The following is a 17,600-nucleotide window of genomic DNA, read 5'->3' as shown; positions in this document are numbered from 1 at the left end:
ATGTAGCTATCCTTGGGAAAAATCACCCATTATTGTCTGACTTATTTCGCGCAGAAAGGCGCGCTTTTTTTTAACTTAAATCAGGTAATTTCGCGGCAGCGTTTTTCTCTATTCCGATAAGCGGCATGAGATTATCCACCGCAGAGGCGTAATTAATCGCCGCACTCCAGCCATCGTATTCAGCCATTATTTTCGCGGAGGTGGCAGACCAGACATCCTGCTCCACGCTGAGCAGATCGTTAATGCTGCGCTTGCTCAGGGTATATTCATTTTTGTAGACATCGCGGGCGCGCAACGCATTTTCCAGCTGACGTTTCCCGGCTTCCATTCGTCCACGCGCCCCGGTCCAGTCGGCCTGTGCGACGGAGGCTTTTTGCAGGACATCAAAACGGGCCTGATCGACCTGAGACGATGCCATTGCCCTTGCGCCCTCGGCCTGACGGACGCGCGCCGAGACCGCGCCGCCCTGATAAAGCGGTGCGTCAATATTGAGCTGGATCTGATCATCCCAGTACGCGCGATTATCCGACTCATACCGGGTCCGGCCCCCTTTCAGGCTTAAGGTCGGCCAGTGCTGAGACTTCGCGGTTTCTACGCCGTACTGGGCTGAACGCTCCATGTTCTGCGCGGCCATCACCGTTGGGATCAGTGAATAATCAATCCGATTGAGAGAATCCGGCTCCACGGCCAGACCTCCCGGAACCGGTGAATAGCGTTCAGCCTGTATGCCAGTTAATACCGCCAGCCGCGCGCGGGCGCTGTTCAGGGACGCATTGTACTGCTCTACCGTCGCCTGCATCCCGGCAATACGGGTGCGGGTCTGAAGCTCATCAGAGGTGGAGCTTACGCCAGCGTCGGCGCGGAGTTTTGCCAGCTGCTCAACGTTTTTAAGCGCCTGCACGTTCTCTTTTGCCGCCTGCAACAGATCGCTGTAGCGTTTCACTTCCACATAGCTGAGCGCCGTTTTTTCCGCGACGGCAGACATCGTGCTCATCAGCTGGTAGCGATAGCTGTCACGCTGAGCTGAAGACTGGCTGATGCTGTTGTTGGTCTTGCCAAAATCGTACACCAGCTGCGTCAGACTCAGGCCCCAGGCTGCGGAATTTCGCAACGAGCCGCTAGAATCGGTGGTCTGGCTGTGACCCGTACTCCCGTTCAGGGCTATTTGTGGCATCCAGCCACTGCGCGCTTCGTCTATTTGTGCCTGGCCGATCCCCAGCTGTGCCGCCTGCTGACTCACCGAGGGGTCGCGATCGAGAGCGAAAAGAACACTTTCTTTCATCGTCATTGCCGCAACGGGAGATATCCCCGCCTGGCCGTTATTTGCATTAGCCGCAGTCACCACCAACGAAATTAAGGTCAGGGAGGCAGATAATCTGAGTAACCTGTTATTGCATTTCATCTTCATAATATCCCCCGACTCCAGGTGATAGCCAAATAAATACCCAGGAAGAGGTACAAATAATTCGCCAGAAATCCATTGCCCCTTCTCCATTAATTCCGGGCAAGAGTTCCCCTAACCCATTTCAATTGAGACGAGAGCCGTTCAATCCTTTTTTTCTTTTAAGAATTTACTTAAATATTTATTGATTCGCAGCATAACAAAATGTGATATAAGCAACCACACCCGCAATGTTAATGTGTTGTTACAAATAAGAAAAAAGATGGGGTTTCTGGACAAAACGTTATAAAAGACCTTTCAGATGAAACAAATAAACCCCCTGTAATATAAAGAAAATTCTAAAATACCCCGGTGTACATTTTTGCGTTAATTTCACCCCGAATCAGACACAAAGATTTTCAAAGAAATGTCAATTTAAGTAATCCACCGAATAAAACTGGATTATTTTACTTTATAAACACAGATTGTTAGATATATGCACTAATTTATAATTACAAATTAGTTATAAATATCAATTAGGCGCTGGAATGTGGCAGCTTAAGCCAAATTTATAAGTAAAACATAGCGATAACAACATACCTAAAAGATACATACATGTTTTTGATGACTGATTAATGCGATATCAATAATCACACCATTAAACTGTTTTTGGATAACATCCCGCGCCTGTCCCGATTCCCTTTTCTGCAAAATGCTGTAAACTGCGAAGTATTGCGACATTTTGCAGGATACTGCGCCCATGCATAAAACCGCCAGACAGAAATATGTGCTTGATATCATTACTGAACAAGGCCAGGCCAGCATTACCGAGCTGGCAGATCGATTGCAGGTTTCAGCGGACACCATCCGTCGCGATCTGACCGACCTGGAAAAACAGGGACTGGCACAAAAAAACCATGGTGGCGCCATCGCGCTGAATCTCTCGACGATGAACCGGGTTAGCAGGAATACCTTGCTGCCTGAAATCAAGCAGCGGCTGGGTAAACAGGTTGCGCAATGCGTGCCTGCGGGCTCGACGCTGTTTCTGGATGCCGGAAGCACACTGCTGGCCGTTGCCTCTTTCCTTCAGGGGCCGCTGACCATCATCACCCCTTCTCTTGATATCGCCCAACAGGTGAGCGATCGGGAAGGTATCGACCTGATCCTGCTCGGTGGAAAGTGGGATCAGAAACAGCGCCTGTTTGCCGGAAGCGCCACCCTTTCACTGCTCTCTCGCTACCGGGCGGATATTGCCATCCTTGGCGCATGCGCCATCCATGCCGAACTCGGATTGAGCGCCAGTCAGGAGGCGGATGCCGAGGTGAAGCGTGCCATGCTGGCCGCAAGCCAGGCGCACTGGGTAGTCGCCGACCATCTAAAACTCAACCAGTGCGAACCGTATCTGGTGTCAGGGTTATCCGAGATTCATCAACTGTTTTTAGATCGTCCCTGGGCAGAGCTCGGGGACCATAGCGCCGTGCAGGTTACCGTTTGCGCACATTAACGTGGAGAAGGTCATGAATAAAGTGAAGACAATGAATATTGCGCTGATCGGGTATGGTTTTGTGGGTAAGACGTTCCATGCCCCGCTGATCCAGTCCGTTGACGGCCTGAAGCTGGCGGTGATCTCATCCCGGGATGAAGAGAAAGTGAAACGCGATCTGCCGGACGTGCTCGTTGTCGCCACGCCGGAAGAGGCCATTCAGCACCCGGATATCGATCTGGTGGTTATCGCCTCCCCTAACGCGACCCATGCGCCGCTGGCCACCCTGGCGCTCAATGCCGGCAAGCATGTGGTAGTAGATAAGCCGTTCACGCTGGATATGCAGGAAGCGCGGGATCTGATTGCGCTAGCTGAAGAAAAACAGCTGCTGCTTTCTGTCTTCCATAACCGCCGCTGGGACAGCGATTTTCTCGGCATTAAGCAGGTGATTGCGCAAGGCAGCATCGGCAAGGTGAAACATTTTGAGTCGCATATCGATCGTTTCCGCCCGGAGGTTCGCGTGCGCTGGAGAGAGCAAAACGTTCCCGGCAGCGGCCTGTGGTTCGACTTAGGCCCGCACATGATTGACCAGACGCTACAGCTTTTTGGTCTGCCGCAGTCGGTACAGGGCAACATCGCCACCCTGCGTGACGGCGCGGAGATTAACGACTGGGCGCACGTGGTGCTGAATTATCCGGAACACAAAGTGGTCCTCCATTGCAGCATGCTGGTGGCGGGCGGCGTATCCCGCTTTACCATTCACGGTGACAAGGCTAGCGTGGTGAAAGCGCGCATCGATCAGCAGGAAGCCCAGCTGCTGGCAGGCGTCATTCCGGGTAGTGAACGCTGGGGTGAAGACAGCGACGCTATGGTGCTGCTTAATGCCCAGGGTGAAGCCAGCGCTATCCCTGCGCCAAAAGGCGACCAGCGGCAGTACTATATAAACGTGCGCGATGCCCTGAACGGCAAGATTGACAACCCGGTCCCGCCGGTGGAAGCCCTGGCGGTGATGGCGGTGCTGGAAGCGGCGGTAAAATCTTCAGAAACGGGTACAACTCAGGAACTGGACTTAACGGCGCAGGAGCGCGCGCAACTGCAATAAGCCGCAAAAAAATGCCCTGCGGGTTCGCAGGGCATTATCGGTTACTGACGCTTTTTTGGCATCATCCGCAGCAGCGTGTTGTCTTTCCAGAAATAGTGATGCATCAGCGCGGCAAAGGCGTGCAAACCAATCACGAAATATCCCAGATTCGCCAGCGTCACGTGCCACGCTTTTAGCGTATCCACCAGGTCAAAATTCCCCTCCGCCGCATGCGGCATCGTCAGGCCAAACGCAAACCAGTCATTTCCCCGGTTATACATCATCAACATGCCGATCAGCGGCAGCGCAATGAACAGCAGGTAGATAACCAGATGCCCCAGATGGGACAGCCCGGTGATCATCGCTTTTGGTTTCGGTTGAATAGGCGGAGCCGGGAATTTGAGGCGGATAAGCAGGCGCGCCACCATCAGCACCAGGATGCTGATCCCGCAGGAAACGTGGATCATATTAATGAGCGGACGATCGCTTCGCGGGAACCATCCCCTGAACTCCATGGCGCAATAGGCCATAATAACTAACAGAAAAACCAGCCAGTGAATGCTGATTTGCAGACCCGTATATTTTGTGCGCATGTTGTTTCCCGATAAATAACCATTATCGCGCCAACATAACCACCTTTCCTGAAAATGTGAACCCCCTCGCATGGAGGGGGCTCCTGATTACGACTGTAAATAGACCACCTGCGTCTGCAAATACTCATTCAGACCGTGTTTACCATCTGCCCCGCCGATTCCGGATTTCCGCCAGCCCGCATGGAAGCCCTGCATCGCTTCAAAGTTTTCACGGTTAATGTAGGTCTCGCCGAACTTAAGCCCCTTAATGGCTTTCATGGCGACGTTCAGGTCCTGCGTATAAACAGACGAGGTTAAACCGTAGTCGCTGTCGTTGGCCATGTTCAGGGCCTCTTCCAGGGTGTCGAAAGCCACCACCGGCAGCACCGGGCCAAAGGTCTCTTCGTGCATGATGGCCATATCCTGACGCACGTCCAGCAGCAGCGTTGGGGGATAAAAATACCCTTTACCTTCTGCCGCTTTACCGCCAAGGACCACTTTGGCCCCCTCCTGCACCGCGCGCGCCACCTTCTGCTCCACGCGCTCCAGCGCGGCGGCGTTGATCAGCGGCCCCATGGCAATATCCGTTCGCTCAGCCGGATTGCCAAACTGGACGGCTTTCATTGCCTCGCCCAGACGATTCACAAAGCGGTCGTAGATCCCCTTCTGGACATAGACACGTTCCGCGCAGTTACACACCTGCCCGGTATTGATGACGCGTGAATCCACAATGGCCTTCACGGCCAGCTCAAGATCGGCATCGTCCATCACGATGGCCGGGGCTTTACCGCCCAGCTCCAGCCCCACTTTGGTGATGTTTTTCGCAGCCGCAGCCATGATCTTTTCACCTGCCCCGACGCTGCCGGTCATGCTGACCATCGCCACTTTCGGATTCCCGGCCAGCTCCTGTCCGACGGTTTCACCCCGGCCCAGCACCAGGTTAAAGACGCCTTTCGGCAGGCCAATCTCATCGACGATTTTGGCAAACGCAATGGCGTTGTTTGGGGTAAATTCGCTCGGTTTGATAACGATGGTGTTGCCGGTGATCAGCGCGGGTGCAAGCTTACGGGCAATCAGGAAGAAGGGAAAGTTCCACGGCAGAATGCCGGTGGTGACGCCAAGGGCACGCTTAAACACCAGAATATTCTCGCCCGGACGGTCGCTCTGAATGATTTCCCCTTCATACCGGCGCGCCCACTCGGCCATATAGTCGATATAGTCAGCGGTAAAGTTCACTTCCACTTCCGCCAGCTGCTGGATCTTGCCGCCTTCGGCCACAATCAACGCGCTGATTTCACTGACGCGCTCGCGGATCCCGGCGGAAATTTTGCGTAGCCAGCTGGCGCGTTCAATGGCTGGCAGCGCCTCCCAGCCAGCCTGCGCGCGCTCTGCCGCGTCAATGGCTTTGCGGGCGTCCTCGGCGGTGCCGTCGGGAATACGGGAAATGACCTCTTCCGTGGCCGGATTGATCACGTCAATCCATGCATCACCCTGCCAGGCAACAAACTGTCCATCAATATACATAGGATGTTGTACGGGTACTGTCATAACCTGCTCCTGTAATCACACTGTTTTTAACAAGTAAACTTATTGTTAAAAACTATAATTACCGGGGCAATTGCCTACTCTATGAGTCTGTTTTTGTGAGATATCTCATAAAAGATACGGGGCAGCACGTTGCCAAAATCACAAATCGGCAACAAAGGCTGCCCGTTTGCGTAAAAGATGGCGCAAACGGGCAAGAGCTTTACAGCAGAGAACGGCTCACCAGCGCGTCGGTGAGAATGACGTCGTTTCGCAGGATCTGCCACGCGGCGTCCACGTCGGCAGGGATATCGACATGGGCAATGAAATCACGTCCCGCCGGACCGTAGCCGTTGATGTCGTCCCTGAGTCGCGGAAATTCACCCAGCACCAGCGACAGGTAACGTTCTACCGGCCATAACCCCTCGGCCGGGCCGCTAAACACCAGACCGTCGTCGCTGTTTTGCAGCATGGGCGTCAGGCCGGGATGACTCACCCATGCGGGCGCTGCGGCCTCGTCGCGGCATACGCGGGCAAACGTAGCCATTGTGCGCCGCTGCATCGTCGGGTCCTGCACCACCAGCACCCGGGCGGCGTTCAGTCCGGATTGTTTCATCAACGCCCGGCTGAAGCGGGCGTTTTCACCACAGTTGGTCGACTGATCCTCAACGTGAAGATGCTCAGCCGGAATGTTCCAGAATTCACGGGCGATGTCGGCCAGAATAGCTGCCTCAGCCCGCCCGGTGGTGGGTATCCTGTTATAGCGGGGGTGTTTCGCAATCGCGGCGTAGAGGAAGGTCGTCGAGTGACCGATCCCGCCGCTGATGATCAGAGGAACACCCTGTTCAGCCGCGTTTTTACAGGCAGCATCAATCGCGGGGATCACCGCATTACCCGCCAGAATCACCAGATCAACGGGCTGATTGTCCTGATAGTCGTCCTGAGCAAGCCACGCCCCAACGGTATTCACGGCGTCGAGGGTTGTGCCAGGCAGACAGGGGAAAAGTGCCATTGTCATCGTTACCTCCTTACAGCATACAGAGTCATCGATTATCCCCCTTTCTGCGCGTCATGCTATGGCATGAATGCTGAAAAAACGGGCTGGAACGTTCTCAAAAAGCACTCACATTTGATTAACTTGAGAAAATCGTATTCACTTGAATTATGATTTGCGTCAGCCTTAGAATCATTAGCCCGCTCACAATTCAACATTTTGAAAGGTAAACCACGTTATGCGCCTGCCCCAACGCGACCCTTATGCTCCTCGCGAGTGGCAGCCACACGAGAAACCCGCCCTGCTGGGTTCCCCTTCCACCCCGGAACATCCAACCCCAAAACGGATCGCCTATGGCGTGGTCGGCCTGCTGGTATGTCTGACCGGGGCGCTGGGTAACGCGGTCGTCACCGCTAATCTGCAAAATCTGCAAGGCACTTTTGGCGCCTGGTCGACTGAAATCGCCTGGTTGCCTGCCGTTTATGTCATGACCAACGTTTCCATCAACCTGCTGCTGGTAAAGTTTCGCCAGCAGTACGGTTTGCGCGCCTTTACGGAAGGCTTCCTGGTGCTGTATGTGCTGGTCACCTTTTTCCACCTGTTTGTGAACGATCTTAGCTCGGCGCTGATGGTACGGGCGGCGCACGGGATGGTCGCCGCCGCGCTCAGCTCGCTCGGCATTTATTACCAGATCCAGGCCTGGCCCGCGAAGCATCGACTGAAGGCGCTGACCATTGGCATTACCGGGTCGTCGCTGGCGATCCCGCTGGCGCGGCTGTTCTCCACCGAGCTGTTACAGCTTGATGAGTGGCGCGGGCTGTACTTCTTCGAGCTGGGTCTGGCCCTGATCTCCCTGGCCTGCGTGATGGTGCTAAAGCTGCCGCCGGGCGATCGGCGCAAAGTCTTCGAGAAGAAAGATTTCATCACCTTCTTTTTGCTTGCGCCCGGCATGGCGCTGCTGTGCGCGGTTCTGTCGTTAGGGCGTCTGGACTGGTGGTTTGAAGCGCCGTGGATCGGCTGGGCGCTGGCCCTCTCGCTGGTGCTGATTGTCTCTGCGATCGTGTTTGAACATAACCGCAGCAACCCGCTGCTTAATACCCGTTGGCTGTCCAGCGGCAGCATCGTACGCCTGGGGCTGATTATGCTGCTGATCCGCATCGTACTGGCGGAGCAGAACACGGGCGTCATCGGCTGGCTGCAATATGTGGGCCTACAGAATGAACAGATGACCCATCTGGCGTGGGCTATTTTCGCCGGGATCGTCTGCGGTATCGTCACCAGCTGTCTGACGATTAAGCCCACTAAACTGGCCTGGCCGATAATCACCTCGCTGGTGCTGATGATCGTCGCCTCGCTGCTGGACAGCCAGTCCAACAACCTGACCCGGCCGGATCAGCTTATTTTCAGCCAGTTCCTGCTGGGCTTCGGCAGCGCTTTCTTCCTCGCGCCTGCGATGCTGGCCGCCATTGGCGGGGTGATCGCCGACCCGCGCAACCTGGTCAGCTTTTCCGTGATGTTTGGCATGAGTCAGAACCTTGGGGGCCTGCTGGGTTCCGCGATCCTCGGCACCTTCCAGACCTGGCGCGAGAAGTACCATTCCAGCCTGCTGGCTGACCAGCTCACCACCCTTAACCCGCTGGTGAACGAACGTATTCAGCTTTACACCCAGATGTACAAAAGCCTGATTGGCGACAGTTCCCTGCTGGGAACCCAGGCCATTACCCAGCTCCAGACGGTGACGGCGCTTGAGGCAAATATTCTGGCTTACAACGATACTTATCTCCTGACGGCGAGCATTGCCACTGCCACGCTGGTCTGGATTTTATGGCGCTTGCTGCGCCTGCGCATCACCGCCCGTATGGCCCTTAAGAACGCCACTGGCAACAAGTAATGACTATTTTTCAGGAGAGGTTATGAGTCAGCAGGATGCCGCCAAAGAGCAGGCCAACACCCGTAAAAACGTGCGCGTCGTGTCCATTTTCACCGCCGCGGCTATCGGCATTGTCGGAGTACTGGTGATCCTTTATGCCTGGCAGCTGCCCCCGTTCACGCGTCATGCCCAGTTTACCGATAACGCCTACGTGCGCGGCCAGACTACGTTCATCAGTCCTCAGGTAAACGGCTACATTACCGAGGTCCATGTTCAGGATTTCGCGCAGGTTAAAAAAGGCGAGCTGCTGTTGCAGATAGATGACCGTATCTATCGCCAGCGCGTCCATCAGGCCGAGGCGCAGCTGGCAATGAAAATTGCAGCTCTTAATAACAACCTGCAACAGCGCAGAAGCGCGGAAGCGGTGATTGCCAAAAACGAGGCGGCGCTGAAAAACGCCCGTGCCCAAAGTCTGAAAACCCAGGCGGATTTGAAACGCGTGAAAGAGCTGACCGCGGACGGCTCCCTTTCCATTCGCGAGCGCGATTCGGCACTGGCCAGTGCCGCCCAGGGGAGCGCCGATATCGACCAGGCGAAAGCAACGCTTGAGATGTCGCGTCAGGATTTACAAACGGTTATCGTCAATCGCGGCTCGCTGGAGGCCGACGTTGAGAATGCAAAAGCCGCGCTGGAGCTGGCGCAGATCGATCTGCAAAACACCCGGATTGTCGCGCCGCGTGATGGTCAGCTCGGGCAGATTGCAGTGCGTCTGGGGGCTTACGTCGCCGCCGGGACGCACCTTACCACGCTGGTCCCGCCGCAGCACTGGGTGATCGCCAATATCAAAGAGACGCAGCTGGCGAATTTACGCGTCGGACAGCCGGTGAAATTCACCGTCGATGCCTTAAACGATAAAGCCTATCAGGGCCGCGTGGAGAGCATATCCCCGGCCACAGGCGTCGAGTTCAGCGCTATCACCCCGGATAACGCCACGGGCAACTTTGTTAAAATCGCCCAGCGCATCCCGGTACGCATTGAAGTACTCGGTGAGCCGGAGGCGTACCGGCTGCTGCGCCCTGGCATGTCGGTGCAGGTGACCATCGACACGCGGGAGGCGAAACAATGACGCTTCGCCCGATAGCCGGCCTGCTGATGATGGCTATCCTGGCGGGATGCCAGTCGGTTGACGTTGAGCCCGCCAAATCGTCCCTGCACATACCGGCCCAGTGGCGCGCGACGTCGGGGCCAGCCAGCCCGACAGAGCAGCTCTGGTGGCGAAATTTTCACGACAGCAATCTGAACCGCTATGTGGATCAGGCGCTGAAGAACAACAGCGACGTGCTGATTGCACGCGAGCGGATTAACGAGTACCAGGCCCGGGTGTTCGCCGCCGACGGCAGTCTGTTCCCGTCGCTTGACGCGGGCGTGACCGGGACGCGCGCGCGCTCGCAGTCCGCCGCCACGGGGCTTCCGGTATACGGTACGTTGTACAAAGGCAGCCTGACCGCCAGCTACGACGTGGATATCTGGGGCGTAAACCGTAGCACCTCCCGTGCCGCTGAAGCATCGCTGGAGGCACAAAAGGCGGCGGCAGCGGCGGCTGATCTTACCGTCGCATCATCGGTGGCCTCCGGGTATGTCACCCTGCTGTCGCTGGATGAACAGCTTCGCGTTACCCAATCCACGCTGAAGTCGCGTGAAGAGGCGTTCAATCTCGCCAAACGACAATTTGAGACGGGATACAGCTCTCGCCTTGAGCTGATGCAATCGGATTCTGAGCTGCGCGCCACCCGCGCCCAGGTTCCACTGCTTCAGCACCAGATTGCACAGCAGGAAAATGCGCTTAGCCTGCTGCTGGGCAGCAACCCGGGTGACGTTGCGCGCGGTGAAAGCTTTGATGCCCTGACGCCGCTGAAACTGCCCTCCCAGCTGCCGTCGACACTACTCAACCGGCGCCCGGATATCGTTCAGGCGGAACGTCAGCTGATTGCGGCAGACGCGACGCTGGCGGCATCGCGCGCCAGCCTGCTGCCGTCGATCAACCTCACGGCCACGGGATCGGTGCAGGATCGCACGCTGTCGGGATTGCTGGATAACCCCCTACAGCTCTGGAGCGTGGGCGGCAGTATTCTTGCGCCGCTGCTGAACCGTCAGGCGCTGAATGCGCAGGTGGATATCTTCCAGTCCCAGCGGAATCAGGCTCTGTATAGCTACGAAAAAACCGTGCGTAACGCGTTTGCTGAGGTGAATGACAGCCTTGATGCCATCACCCGCTATCAGGAACAGCTTACCGAGCTGCTGGCACAGCAGGCGGTCGCGCAGGAGACGCTGCGGATTGCGCAAAACCGCTACCGCAACGGGTACTCTTCTTATCTGGATGTGCTCGATGCGCAGCGCACGCTGTTCTCGGTGCAGACCAGCGTGGTACAGGTGAAAAACAACCTGTTGCTGGCGCAAATTGATTTGTATAAAGCGCTGGGCGGCGGTTGGAGCAGTGCGTGAAAACATGCCGGGTGGCGCTGCGCCTTACCCGGCCCACATGCTCTCCCGTAGGCCCGGTAAGCGCAGCGCCACCGGGCAACGGTTTTAGCCGGAGATCTGCTCCATCGCCTGCAAGATACGCTTATCCGAAATCGGATACGGCGTACCGAGCTGCTGGGCAAAGAAGCTGACGCGCAGCTCCTCGATCATCCAGCGGATCTCCCGCACGTCGTCGTCATCGCGACGCGCTGGCGGCAGTTTGTTGAGCCACTGCTGCCACGCCTGCTGCACGTTTTCGACTTTCAGCATCTGCGCGCGATCGCGATGCGGATCGACCGCCATTTTCTCCAGACGCTTCTCAATCGCCTGCAAATAACGCAGCGTATCGCCCAGACGCTTAAAGCCGTTGCCGGTGACAAAGCCGCGATACACCAGCCCCGCCATCTGCGCCTTCACGTCCGACAGCCCCAGGGCCATGGTCATATCCACCCGACCCTTCAGGCGCTTGTTGATATTGAACACGGCGGTAAGGATCTGCTCGACCTGTTTGGCAATCTCCACCACGGTGTCGTTCAGCTCCGCGCGCACCTTTTCATGAAGCTGAGCAAAGCCCTCTTCCGTCCAGACCGGACCGCCCGCCTCGTGGATCAGCTTATCCACACCGCAGGAGATGCAGTCGTCGATCAGATCCAGCACCTTACCGTACGGGTTAAAGTAGAGCCCCAGCTTGGCTTTGTTCGGCAGCTTCTCGTGCAGATACTTAATCGGCGACGGGATGTTAAGCAGAAGCAGTCGACGCAGCCCGCGCCACATCATCTGCTGTTGTTCCTGCGGATTGTCAAAGAGCTTAATCGCCACGCTGTCGCGCTCATCAACCAGCGCGGGCCAGGCTTTGACCTTATAGTTCCCGCGCTTCTGCTCATAGCTTTCCGGAAGCTGACCAAAGCTCCAGATGTGCAGCCCGCTCTGCTCGATACCGTCGTCCGCCACGGCAGACAGGGTTTCCTGCACTTTGCCCTTCAGGGCGTCCTTCAGTTCCGAAAGCGAGCGGCCTTCCAGCAGCTTTTTGTTTTTATCGTCCACCACGCGGAAGGTGATTTTCAGGTGATCGGGCACCTGATCCCAGTTCCAGTCGTCGCGGTCGATGGTGGTCCCGGTCATGCGTCGGAACTCACGCTCCAGCGCGTCCAGCAGCGGCAGCTCCAGCGGCGTGACGCGGCCCAAAAACGCTTCGGCGTAGTTCGGCGCCGGCACAAAGTTACGCCGCACCGGTTTAGGCAGGGATTTGATTAATGCAATGACAAGCTCGCGGCGCAGGCCGGGAATTTGCCACTCAAACCCGCTCTCGTCGACCTGGTTTAACAGCGGCAGCGGAATATGAACGGTCACGCCGTCCGCGTCGGCCCCTGGCTCAAACTGATAGGTCAGACGCAGCTTGAGGTTGCCCTGATGCCAGAAGTTCGGGTAGTCGAGCTTGCTGACCGACTCCGCGCCCTCTTTGATCAGCATGCTCTTTTCAAAGTTGAGCAGGTCCGGGGTCTCTTTGCTGGCTTTCTTCCACCAGCTGTCGAAATGGCGCGCCGAGATCACATCGTGGCTGATGCGCTGGTCGTAAAACTCAAACAGCGTCTCGTCGTCCACCAGAATGTCGCGGCGGCGGGACTTGTGCTCAAGCTCTTCCACCTCGGCGCGCAGCTTCAGGTTTTCGCGGAAGAACGCATGACGCGTCTGCCAGTCGCCCTCCACCAGCGCATGGCGGATAAACAGCTCGCGACTCAGCGCCGGATCGATCTGGCTGTAGTTAACCTTACGCGCGGCCACCACCGGCAGGCCGTAGACGGTGACTTTTTCCGTCGCCATCACCGCGCCCTGCCCGCGCTCCCAGTGCGGCTCGCTGTATGAGCGTTTCAGCAGGTGCTGCGCCACCGGCTCAACCCACTCCGGATCGATACGCGCGGCGATACGCCCCCACAGACGGCTGGTTTCCACCAGCTCGGCGACCATGGTCCACTTCGGCGGCTTTTTAAACAACCCGGAGCCCGGGAAGATGGAGAAACGCGCGTTGCGTGCGCCGGTAAATTCCTGTTTATCCGCATCCTTCATCCCGATATGGGACAGCAGGCCGGTCAGCAAGGCGATATGAATTTCGCGGTACTCCGCCGGTTCACTGTTGACCGGAATGCCCAGCTCTTTTACCACCTGGCGCAGTTGGGTGTAGATATCCTGCCACTCGCGCACGCGCAGGTAGTTGAGGAAATCCGCCCGGCACTGACGGCGGAACTGATTTGAAGAGAGCGTTTTTTGCTGCTCGCCCAGGTAGTTCCACAGATTCACAAAGGCCAGGAAATCAGACTCTTTATCGTGGAAGCGACGGTGTTTTTCATCCGACGCCTGCTGTTTGTCCATTGGGCGCTCGCGCGGATCCTGAATGGAGAGCGCCGAGGTGATGATCATCGCCTCGCGCACGCAGCCGTGTTTTTGCGCCTCCAGCACCATGCGCGCCAGACGCGGGTCGACCGGCAACTGGCTAAGCTGGCGGCCCAATGGCGTTAGCTTGTAGGCCGTCGCCTGCTCGTCGGTGGTGATGGCCCCCAGCTCTTCCAGCAGGCGCACCCCGTCCTGAATATTGCGTTTATCCGGCGCTTCCACAAACGGGAAGGCGGCGATATCGCCCAGCCCCAGCGCGGTCATTTGCAGGATAACGGATGCCAGGTTGGTCCGCAGAATTTCCGGATCGGTAAACTCCGGGCGCGACAGGAAATCGTCTTCCGAATAAAGACGAATACAGATCCCTTCCGACACGCGGCCGCAGCGGCCCTTACGCTGATTAGCCGACGCCTGGGAAACCGGCTCAATCGGCAGGCGCTGAACTTTGGTTCGGTAGCTGTAGCGGCTGATGCGCGCCGTACCCGGGTCGATCACGTATTTAATGCCCGGCACGGTGAGCGAGGTTTCGGCCACGTTGGTCGCCAGCACGATGCGGCGTCCGCTGTGCGGCTGGAACACGCGGTTCTGCTCACTGTTGGACAGGCGCGCGTACAGCGGCAGGATCTCGGTATGGCGCAGATCGCGTTTGCTGAGCGCATCGGCGGTATCGCGGATCTCGCGCTCGCCGCTCATGAAGATCAGAATGTCGCCAGAACTCTCGTTGCCCAGCTCGTCGACGGCATCGAAGATGGCCTGAAGCTGGTCGCGCTCGGTATCGTCCGCCTCTTCCACAATCGGGCGATAGCGCACTTCAACCGGGTAGGTTCGGCCTGAGACTTCAATGATCGGCGCATTGTTGAAATGTTTTGAGAAACGCTCCGGGTCAATGGTCGCAGAGGTGATGATGATTTTCAGATCCGGACGCCGGGGCAGCAGCTCTTTCAGGTAGCCGAGCAGGAAGTCGATGTTCAGGCTGCGCTCGTGCGCTTCATCGATGATGATGGTGTCGTACTGCATCAGCAGACGATCCTGCTGGATTTCCGCCAGCAGGATACCGTCTGTCATCAGCTTAACCATGGTGTTATCGCTGACGTGGTCGCTGAATCGCACCTTGTAGCCGATGCAGCCGCCCGGCTCCGTTTGCAGCTCTTCCGCAATACGGTTCGCCACGGTGCGCGCCGCCAGACGACGCGGCTGGGTGTGACCGATCAGCCCTTTCAACCCGCGGCCCAGCTCCATGCAGATTTTCGGCAGCTGAGTGGTTTTACCTGAACCGGTTTCCCCCGCGACGATCACCACCTGGTGGTCGCGTACGGCCTCAAGAATGTCCTGTTTCTTCTGGCTGACGGGCAGGTTTTCCGGATAGGTAATCTCCGGACGTGCGGCTTCACGCAGCACAACTTTCCCTGCCGCCTGTTCAATCTCTTTGGCCATTTCCTGGTAAATGGCCTGTTGTGCATCAGGATTTTTAACCTTCTTAACGCCGTGCAGACGGCGCGCAAACCGCTGTTTATCGCGCAGCATCAGTGAATCAAGCATTTGCATCAGCATGGAGAAGGTCAATTTTTGGTGTTCTGTCATAGCGTTAACGGGCAGTGCACTGCCGGATAAAATCTCTTTTTAATGATTGCTATAGAGTACCACATCAGCGCTTTGCGCGCCTTATTCAAAAAATTCGAACATAGGCTTCGATATATTGCGCTATCCCTGTGGCAGGATTGTGAATAAAGTGTCAACAAGCAACGGGGCAACCCCCTCAATCAAATACAAAACAGGAATTTCCCATGAGCAAAGTATTAGTGTTGAAATCCAGTATTCTGGCAGGGTATTCACAGTCTGGTCAGCTGTCTGACTATTTCGTTGAACAGTGGCGTGAACAGCACAGCGCGGATGAAATCACCGTGCGTGACCTGGCGGCAAACCCAATTCCTGTGCTGGACGGCGAGCTGGTTGGCGCGCTGCGTCCGAGCGATGCGCCTCTTACCCCGCGTCAGCAGGAAGCCCTGGCGCTTTCCGACGAGCTGATTGCTGAATTGCAGGCGCACGACGTTATCGTGATCAACGCCCCAATGTACAACTTCAACATTCCTACCCAGCTGAAGAACTACTTCGACCTGGTGGCGCGCGCTGGCGTAACCTTCCGTTACACCGAGAACGGCCCGGAAGGTCTGGTAAAAGGTAAACGCGCTATCGTCCTGACCAGCCGCGGCGGTATTCACAAAGATACCCCAACCGACCTGGTGGCGCCGTACATGACGCTGTTCCTCGGCTTCATCGGCATTACCGACGTGAACTTTGTGTTCGCTGAAGGTATCGCTTACGGCCCGGAAGTGGCTACCAAAGCGCAGTCCGACGCGAAAGCCGCTATCGACAGCCTGGTCGCTGCCTAAGATCTCCCCCTCTCACCGCCCGGTGGGAGGGTTTTTCTTTTCCTGCATATTTCGTTATCATCCGCACCCACTCTCCAGCCCGGCGGCCTGATGTCTGTCATTATCGATACGTTTATTGCACCACCCTGTCACGACGACATTGAGATCCTCTGGCAGGACGAGCATCTGCTGCTGATCAACAAACCTTCCGGTCTGCTCAGCCTGTCGGGGAAAAATCCGCAAAACCGTGATTCCGTTCACCATCGTCTGGTGCAAACCTTTCCTGGCTGCACGCTGGTGCATCGCCTTGATTTTGGCACCTCGGGCCTGATGGTCATTGCGCGTAACAAGGCGATTAACGCCGCGCTTTGTCACCAGTTCAGCCAGCGCGCCGTGAGCAAGGTTTACACCGCCCTGTTGTGCGGACATGTGGAACAGGACGAAGGGACCGTGGATGCCCCGATTGCCAAAGATCCGGCACTGTTTCCGCTGATGACGATCTGTGCCCGCACCGGTAAGCCCGCTCGCTCTCGCTATCGGGTGATGGAACGTATTTATCAGGATACGACAATGCCATTGACGCGGGTAGAGCTTACCCCGGAGACCGGGCGCACCCACCAGCTGCGCATTCACTGCCAGCAGTTAGGCCACCCTATTCTGGGGTGCGATCTGTATGGTGGTCTGGAATGGCCGGGCGCGGAAGAAACGCCCCGGCTGATGCTGCATGCCAGCGTTCTGAATTTTATTCATCCGCTGAGCGGCGAGACGATAAACGCCCGTCACGCCGCGCCATTCTGAGCGGGGATTACCACATTAAATCGTCAGGGATTTTAAAGTCTGCGTACGGATCGTCTTCGTCCTGCTCTTCCTGACTCAGCGCGCTGTTAAGCACAATGCTGTCCGCATCGCGTTGGGCAATTTTATCCGCCACCACCGCCGGGATAATCGCGTAATCACAGTCGCCCTTCGCATTAATCACCAGTCGGGCAATCGCCAGACGGCCGTTGATCAGCTGGGTTTGCGTCTGCTTATCGACCTCGATTTTTTTGATCAGGTTGCCGTCGGTAAAGTTAAAGGTAATGTTGCCCTTCGCCACGGTGATGCGGTTCATCTCAATCAGCTGCTTCACCTGCGCCCTGAACTCTTTTGCCAGCACCGCCTGTTTTTGCTGTTCGCTCAGCTGCTTATCACGCTCCAGCTGGGCTTTCTTGTTCTCTTCAACAGCCTCTCTCGCCTCGCGAGCCTGGACGCGGGATTTTTTCGCCGTGCGCTGGACCTTGGCCATCTTTTTACTGCTGACTAAGCCCGCTTTCAGCATCTGCTCTTGTAGGGTGAGTTTTGTCATGTTCGTTTAAACCGGTTGGAAATGTCGGGGGATTATACCTGAATCGCGCAGTTCATGAAGAACCCTCATGTTG

13 protein-coding genes are annotated in these 17,600 nt (G+C 56.6%); 7 read left to right on the top strand and 6 right to left on the bottom strand.

Annotation, left to right across the window (positions count from 1 at the left end):
* Positions 1–70: 70 nt before the first annotated feature.
* The gene (locus tag ACOTXD_RS15595) at positions 71–1,408 is read right to left on the bottom strand and encodes a TolC family outer membrane protein (protein ID WP_045333017.1); all 1,338 of its coding nucleotides are present in this window, start codon (positions 1,406–1,408) and stop codon (positions 71–73) included.
* A gap of 733 nt (positions 1,409–2,141) precedes the next feature.
* Here ACOTXD_RS15595 and ACOTXD_RS15590 point away from each other — a divergent pair.
* Both ACOTXD_RS15590 and ACOTXD_RS15585 read left to right on the top strand, forming a co-directional pair.
* Positions 2,142–2,885, top strand: coding sequence for a DeoR/GlpR family DNA-binding transcription regulator (locus ACOTXD_RS15590; RefSeq protein ID WP_032658360.1), 744 nt, complete (start codon positions 2,142–2,144; stop codon positions 2,883–2,885).
* A 13-nt stretch (positions 2,886–2,898) separates the two neighbouring features.
* On the top strand, positions 2,899–3,966 hold the full coding sequence (locus tag ACOTXD_RS15585) for an oxidoreductase (protein ID WP_061856127.1): 1,068 nt from the start codon (positions 2,899–2,901) through the stop codon (positions 3,964–3,966).
* Positions 3,967–4,007: 41 nt separating this feature from the next.
* Here ACOTXD_RS15585 and cybB read toward each other — a convergent pair whose 3' ends face one another.
* The 3 genes from cybB to ACOTXD_RS15570 form a co-directional block, all read right to left on the bottom strand.
* The gene (gene cybB, locus ACOTXD_RS15580; RefSeq protein ID WP_061856128.1) at positions 4,008–4,538 is read right to left on the bottom strand and encodes a cytochrome b561; all 531 of its coding nucleotides are present in this window, start codon (positions 4,536–4,538) and stop codon (positions 4,008–4,010) included.
* Positions 4,539–4,625: 87 nt separating this feature from the next.
* Positions 4,626–6,065 (bottom strand): aldehyde dehydrogenase, encoded by a 1,440-nt coding sequence (gene aldA, locus ACOTXD_RS15575; RefSeq protein ID WP_032658358.1) that lies wholly within the window; start codon positions 6,063–6,065, stop codon positions 4,626–4,628.
* A 199-nt stretch (positions 6,066–6,264) separates the two neighbouring features.
* The gene (locus ACOTXD_RS15570) at positions 6,265–7,059 is read right to left on the bottom strand and encodes a YdcF family protein (protein ID WP_072202091.1); all 795 of its coding nucleotides are present in this window, start codon (positions 7,057–7,059) and stop codon (positions 6,265–6,267) included.
* Between the two features lie 214 nt (positions 7,060–7,273).
* Between ACOTXD_RS15570 and ACOTXD_RS15565 the strand changes: the two genes are divergently transcribed.
* Genes ACOTXD_RS15565 through ACOTXD_RS15555 form a run of 3 tightly spaced genes read left to right on the top strand, consistent with a single transcriptional unit; the run spans position 7,274 to position 11,407 of the window.
* Positions 7,274–8,926 (top strand): MFS transporter, encoded by a 1,653-nt coding sequence (locus tag ACOTXD_RS15565; RefSeq protein WP_003857293.1) that lies wholly within the window; start codon positions 7,274–7,276, stop codon positions 8,924–8,926.
* A gap of 22 nt (positions 8,927–8,948) precedes the next feature.
* Positions 8,949–10,031, top strand: coding sequence for an HlyD family secretion protein (locus ACOTXD_RS15560; RefSeq protein WP_003857294.1), 1,083 nt, complete (start codon positions 8,949–8,951; stop codon positions 10,029–10,031).
* Positions 10,028–11,407: an efflux transporter outer membrane subunit gene (locus tag ACOTXD_RS15555; RefSeq protein ID WP_061856129.1), complete on the top strand. Its 1,380-nt coding sequence runs from the start codon at positions 10,028–10,030 to the stop codon at positions 11,405–11,407. The genes ACOTXD_RS15560 and ACOTXD_RS15555 overlap by 4 nt, the downstream gene beginning before the upstream one ends.
* Positions 11,408–11,491: 84 nt before the next feature.
* Here ACOTXD_RS15555 and hrpA read toward each other — a convergent pair whose 3' ends face one another.
* On the bottom strand, positions 11,492–15,394 hold the full coding sequence (gene hrpA / locus ACOTXD_RS15550; protein ID WP_061856130.1) for an ATP-dependent RNA helicase HrpA: 3,903 nt from the start codon (positions 15,392–15,394) through the stop codon (positions 11,492–11,494).
* Between the two features lie 203 nt (positions 15,395–15,597).
* Between hrpA and azoR the strand changes: the two genes are divergently transcribed.
* Positions 15,598–16,203, top strand: coding sequence for an FMN-dependent NADH-azoreductase (azoR, locus tag ACOTXD_RS15545; RefSeq protein WP_023324612.1), 606 nt, complete (start codon positions 15,598–15,600; stop codon positions 16,201–16,203).
* A 90-nt stretch (positions 16,204–16,293) separates the two neighbouring features.
* Positions 16,294–16,980, top strand: coding sequence for an RluA family pseudouridine synthase (locus tag ACOTXD_RS15540; RefSeq protein ID WP_023324611.1), 687 nt, complete (start codon positions 16,294–16,296; stop codon positions 16,978–16,980).
* 7 nt (positions 16,981–16,987) lie between these two features.
* Here ACOTXD_RS15540 and ACOTXD_RS15535 read toward each other — a convergent pair whose 3' ends face one another.
* Positions 16,988–17,527, bottom strand: coding sequence for a DUF2058 domain-containing protein (locus ACOTXD_RS15535; protein ID WP_003857300.1), 540 nt, complete (start codon positions 17,525–17,527; stop codon positions 16,988–16,990).
* Positions 17,528–17,600 lie beyond the last annotated feature (73 nt).

The sequence above is a fragment of the Enterobacter cloacae complex sp. CDL013 genome, from assembly GCF_049238805.1.
GTDB classification, from domain to species: Bacteria; Pseudomonadota; Gammaproteobacteria; order Enterobacterales; family Enterobacteriaceae; genus Enterobacter; species Enterobacter hormaechei_C.
The sequence above is the reverse complement of the archived record's forward strand: the minus strand, read 5'-3'. Positions and strand labels throughout refer to the sequence as shown.

Bases quoted from the DNA above. Each gene is read 5' to 3' on its own strand.
- ACOTXD_RS15595 (WP_045333017.1), bottom strand. From the start codon at position 1,408: ATGAAGATGAAATGCAATAACAGGTTACTCAGATTATCTGCCTCCCTG.
- ACOTXD_RS15590 (WP_032658360.1), top strand. From the start codon at position 2,142: ATGCATAAAACCGCCAGACAGAAATATGTGCTTGATATCATTACTGAA.
- ACOTXD_RS15585 (WP_061856127.1), top strand. From the start codon at position 2,899: ATGAATAAAGTGAAGACAATGAATATTGCGCTGATCGGGTATGGTTTT.
- cybB (WP_061856128.1), bottom strand. From the start codon at position 4,538: ATGCGCACAAAATATACGGGTCTGCAAATCAGCATTCACTGGCTGGTT.
- aldA (WP_032658358.1), bottom strand. From the start codon at position 6,065: ATGACAGTACCCGTACAACATCCTATGTATATTGATGGACAGTTTGTT.
- ACOTXD_RS15570 (WP_072202091.1), bottom strand. From the start codon at position 7,059: ATGACAATGGCACTTTTCCCCTGTCTGCCTGGCACAACCCTCGACGCC.
- ACOTXD_RS15565 (WP_003857293.1), top strand. From the start codon at position 7,274: ATGCGCCTGCCCCAACGCGACCCTTATGCTCCTCGCGAGTGGCAGCCA.
- ACOTXD_RS15560 (WP_003857294.1), top strand. From the start codon at position 8,949: ATGAGTCAGCAGGATGCCGCCAAAGAGCAGGCCAACACCCGTAAAAAC.
- ACOTXD_RS15555 (WP_061856129.1), top strand. From the start codon at position 10,028: ATGACGCTTCGCCCGATAGCCGGCCTGCTGATGATGGCTATCCTGGCG.
- hrpA (WP_061856130.1), bottom strand. From the start codon at position 15,394: ATGACAGAACACCAAAAATTGACCTTCTCCATGCTGATGCAAATGCTT.
- azoR (WP_023324612.1), top strand. From the start codon at position 15,598: ATGAGCAAAGTATTAGTGTTGAAATCCAGTATTCTGGCAGGGTATTCA.
- ACOTXD_RS15540 (WP_023324611.1), top strand. From the start codon at position 16,294: ATGTCTGTCATTATCGATACGTTTATTGCACCACCCTGTCACGACGAC.
- ACOTXD_RS15535 (WP_003857300.1), bottom strand. From the start codon at position 17,527: ATGACAAAACTCACCCTACAAGAGCAGATGCTGAAAGCGGGCTTAGTC.